We start from the raw sequence: 4,232 nt of genomic DNA on the forward strand, positions 1-4,232 counted from the left end.
TCACGAAAATCCCCCTCAGCTAGTTCTTTACAAATACCTACTAAAAATTGTAATGGTTTTGTTATTATCCTGGTAATGAACCACCCGCATAAACCTAATAGCAAAAGTGTCGTCATAATTAACCCAACAGTAATTTGTGTAGCCGAATTGGCCGCTGCCTGGGTTTCAACATTCATAAGTTCGGAAAGTTCTATATAATAATTAACTAGTTCACGCAAATTGTCAGCATACGCTGCGGCTAACGGATCTACCTTCTCCGTATATAGCGCATAAGCTTCCGCATTTTTATTTTGCATGGCTAACTCTATAGCTTCGGTTCTGGCTTTACGATACTTTTGTTGCGCTTCCTGTACTTCAGTTAGCAACTCTCTCGCTTTTTCATCTAACGGTAAATTTTCAATAAGAGCTATATTTTCGTTGATTTTCGACACATTGTTATTTATCTCTCTCTGTAATTCCCGTTTCATTCTGGCATTGGTTGAAAGCATCAATTCTAATGTTGCTGCATCCACCGTTCTGGAACGTGAAACAGTTTCAGTCAAAATCTGAACTGGAACCAGTCGTTCGGCATACATAGTGTTTATAGCCCTATTTGCCTCTTGAAGATAGGAATACCCAGTAAACCCTACAGCTCCTAAGGCAATAAAGGCTATAACTATTAATACACCCAACTTCAAACTCACTTTCAGATTGTTAAAAATACCCATTTTGTAACCCCCTGTTTATAGTAAACTACCAATAGTTCGCTATATCTTACTGCATCAAAATTCATAGTTTATCCTTCTATAACACAGAGAACAATCTGCCGTCTTCCAGAACCAGTATGACAATATAGATGTATCTGATTTAACAGGCCACTTCAGCACTGAGCTCAACAAAATCCATAAGACTTTACCTGTATTGCGCACTACATTGGTTCCAACCTTAACCCCACAAGTCACCTCACCTATGTAACAATCACGTGCCCCATCTTGGACTTGCTGCAGGCTTCTATAATCATATTCGACAAAATTTGCGAATATTCTATTTTAATTTCTATGCTCATTATAAACTAGGAGATCCCTTATTTCAACATCTTATTTCAACACTTATTCTCACCCGCTACTCTAGATACTGCTTTTTTGATAATTATTAAGTATTCAAATCATGGTATATAAGATACATTTGTTTAGGTAGTAGGGTTTTCTCTGCTACATCAACTTGATAAAACAACAGGCTATTTTGAAAATTTCTTTTGCGCCCATGCATCCAATTTCTGAACATGTTGTTTGCCGATAGTCATCCCGTAGATAATTAGCAGAACAATAAAAAGCGTAAATAAATCAATTTCTTTGTTGGTAATAAAATGTAGTACACCCAAAATCACTTGTGGAATAACTCCTGTAAGTAGTAACAATACCGAGGCTGCTTTGAACCAAAACTGTGATTGCATTTTATACCTAGCATAAAACATAAATATAGTTGCCGACCAGGCAAAACATTCGAGAACAAGTAGAATAGCCCATTTGTTGTCCATGATAAAACTGTACACATTAATCATCTCCTCATTTTCTGATTTTCTCTTTTAACCAGACATCTTACTGGCTCCTAAAAAATATTGCCTAGCTCCGCCGCTAAAACAAAAAGCCTTAGGACGTACAAAAGTACTCCCAGGCTTTTATCCTTCCGTGTACACAGCTTGCTGTGCGCTTTCTCTCGGACCAGACTGACATGGTGTCACGGAACCCTAGAAAGCATTTTCATATTCACTTCGTAACAAATTGTTATTTGTATATTACCATATGCTTCATATCACAGTCCAGAATTTCTTTTCCAATTAGCTTGCTTTCCCCTAATCTTCCTCATCTTGCCGCTTCTCCCTACTCACAGTCTGTTCGTTGAGTTGCTAATTCTTGGTCCTTCCTATTCGAATAATTAGGTAAATAGACCGGTTATACTAAACTATACTTTTGAAAAAATAGCAAAGTAAGCAAACTCTAAACTATACAGTTGTTTTTTGAGAATGGTTTCAGACCAATCAGAGGAGGGTTATCTATGAAGGGGTACGCAATGTTAGGAATCGGAAGTACTGGCTGGATTGAAAAAGAAAAACCCGTTTGCGGGCCTACCGATGCAATTTGTAAACCATTAGCCGTTGCGCCATGTACCTCAGATATCCATACTGTATATGAAGGTGCCATTGGTGAAAGGCACAACATGATCCTTGGCCATGAAGCTTGTGGAGAAATTGTCGAAGTTGGCAAATTAGTAAAAGATTTTAAACCCGGAGATAAAGTACTAGTTCCAGCCATTACTCCTGATTGGAATTCATTAGAGGCCCAAGCCGGATTTTCCATGCATTCTGGTGGAATGTTGGCAGGATGGAAGTTCTCCAACTTTAAAGACGGCGTATTTGTTGAGTATTTTCATGTCAATGACGCAGATGGTAATCTTGCATTACTGCCGGAAAATATTGACCCAATGGAGGCCTGCATGTTGTCTGATATGGTGCCTACTGGATTTCATGGCGCCGAGCTTGCAGATATTCAGTTTGGTGATGAAGTACTAGTCATTGGAATTGGACCAGTAGGTCTTATGGCGGTAGCAGGTGCTAATCTGCGAGGAGCCTCGAGAATTATTGCCGTAGGTACAAGGCCAGTATGTGTAGAAGCTGCCAAATTCTATGGGGCTACCGATTTTATCAGCTATAAAAATGGTCCCATCGATGAACAAGTATTGGAAATGACTGGCGGTAAAGGCGTTGATAAAGTGATTATTGCTGGTGGTTCTGTGGATACATTTGCTGAAGCAATAAAATCCGTAAAACCAGGCGGAAAAATCGGCAATGTAAATTATCTGGGAGAAGGCTCCTATATTAAGATTCCACGAGTCGAATGGGGCGTTGGTATGGGGCATAAGCAAATTCTCGGCGGGCTTATGCCTGGTGGCCGCCTGCGCATGACTAAGCTGGCTTCTTTGGTTTCTTACGGAAAATTAGATGTATCTAAACTAATTACTCATCGTTTTGAAGGTTTTGAGCGCATTAAAGATGCTATAGAACTTATGAAAGATAAACCAAATGACCTGATTAAGCCAGTAGTAAAAATTGTGTGAGTAAGAACATACCTTTAGGAATTAGGTAACTAACAGAATGTAGTGACATTATGAAAAAACTAAGGCTTTTGACATCTTCTTAGAGGGCAGAAGCCTTAGTCTTTTTTATCACATATACATAAATTTTCTACTATCCAAAAAATAATAGTGTAATTTCTGACAAACTTCATGCTCGGAAGGAATTTTAGATTTTTATGGCAAATATTTGCAAAGTATGTATTACATTTGACAAAACCATATCAACCGGTAGGAGGCTAGAAGTTGAAAATATGTTTTCTCGGCTGCGGAATTTTCCAGTTAGAACTGGAAAAAGTGCTTGCTGAATTTGAGCAGGAAAACCTATTTGACTGTGAATTTTCTGTAATGTATCTGCCGTTGCGTGTACATGTAGATTTAAAAAAGTTGCAAGAAAAAGTATTGCAGGCCTTAGATACGGTGCAGGCAGACAAAATCATCTTTTTATTTGGCGAAAAATGTCACCCCTTATTTGACGAATTTTTACAAAGTTATGATTTAATCCGTTTGCGGGGCTCAAGTTGTTGGGAAATTTTTCTAGGAGAGCTGTTGCCGGATGGTCAACCACGAGATCCCAAGACATTCTATATGACACCCAGTTGGTTAGTAAAATGGCGTGAATTTTTTGATCCAGGCTGGGGCGTGGATGAAGTGGCCATGAAACAGGCTTTTGCCTTTTATAATAAAATCGTGCTTGTTGACACTGGCATTTGTAAGTTCACTGATGAGGATATACTGGAATTTTTTGATCATACCCAGATACCAATAGAAATTGAAGCAGGCGATTTGACGCTTTTTAAAAATAGTATCAAAGAAGCGGTACAGAAGGCGTTAGAAACCTAAAGATTAATATCTACTTAATATCTACTTTTTTGTCAACACTCTTACTTAGCGGATTAGTCGATTTTCTCAGTTTGTTCACACAAGGTAACACAATAACCGAAGCCACACCAATCTGAACGAGATTACCGGGTATGGATGCCAACGGTGCAAACCAGTTGCCGTAAATAATCACTTCAGCACCATAATAGCCAACCACTTTAATGGTACACGCCATTACTAACGCCAGCACAAATGCCTTAAGGCTTTGATTGGTTTCACAAATAGCACCGACGGTATACCCC

The 4,232-nt window shown here is 38.8% G+C and carries 5 protein-coding genes and 1 riboswitch; of the genes, 2 read left to right on the forward strand and 3 right to left on the reverse strand.

Annotated features, from left to right (window positions below):
* A partial coding sequence (locus tag AC29Z1_RS07250; RefSeq protein WP_488270790.1) for an MCP four helix bundle domain-containing protein occupies positions 1-707 on the reverse strand: 707 nt, incomplete at its 3' end.
* Positions 708-1,216: 509 nt separating this feature from the next.
* Complete coding sequence (locus AC29Z1_RS07255; RefSeq protein ID WP_488270791.1) at positions 1,217-1,531, reverse strand: hypothetical protein; 315 nt, start codon at positions 1,529-1,531, stop codon at positions 1,217-1,219.
* 113 nt (positions 1,532-1,644) lie between these two features.
* Positions 1,645-1,741, reverse strand: a riboswitch (guanidine-I (ykkC/yxkD leader).
* A gap of 293 nt (positions 1,742-2,034) precedes the next feature.
* Between AC29Z1_RS07255 and AC29Z1_RS07260 the strand changes: the two genes are divergently transcribed.
* Positions 2,035-3,093, forward strand: a complete 1,059-nt coding sequence (locus AC29Z1_RS07260; protein WP_488270792.1) for an NAD(P)-dependent alcohol dehydrogenase — start codon at positions 2,035-2,037, stop codon at positions 3,091-3,093.
* 261 nt (positions 3,094-3,354) lie between these two features.
* Entirely contained in the window at positions 3,355-3,951 is a 597-nt protein-coding gene (locus tag AC29Z1_RS07265) for a DUF1638 domain-containing protein (protein ID WP_488270793.1), read from the forward strand.
* A 10-nt stretch (positions 3,952-3,961) separates the two neighbouring features.
* Here AC29Z1_RS07265 and AC29Z1_RS07270 read toward each other — a convergent pair.
* Positions 3,962-4,232: ECF transporter S component (locus tag AC29Z1_RS07270; RefSeq protein ID WP_488270794.1), on the reverse strand; the 271-nt coding region annotated here is incomplete at its 5' end.

Source organism: Sporomusa sp. (genome assembly GCF_057736855.1).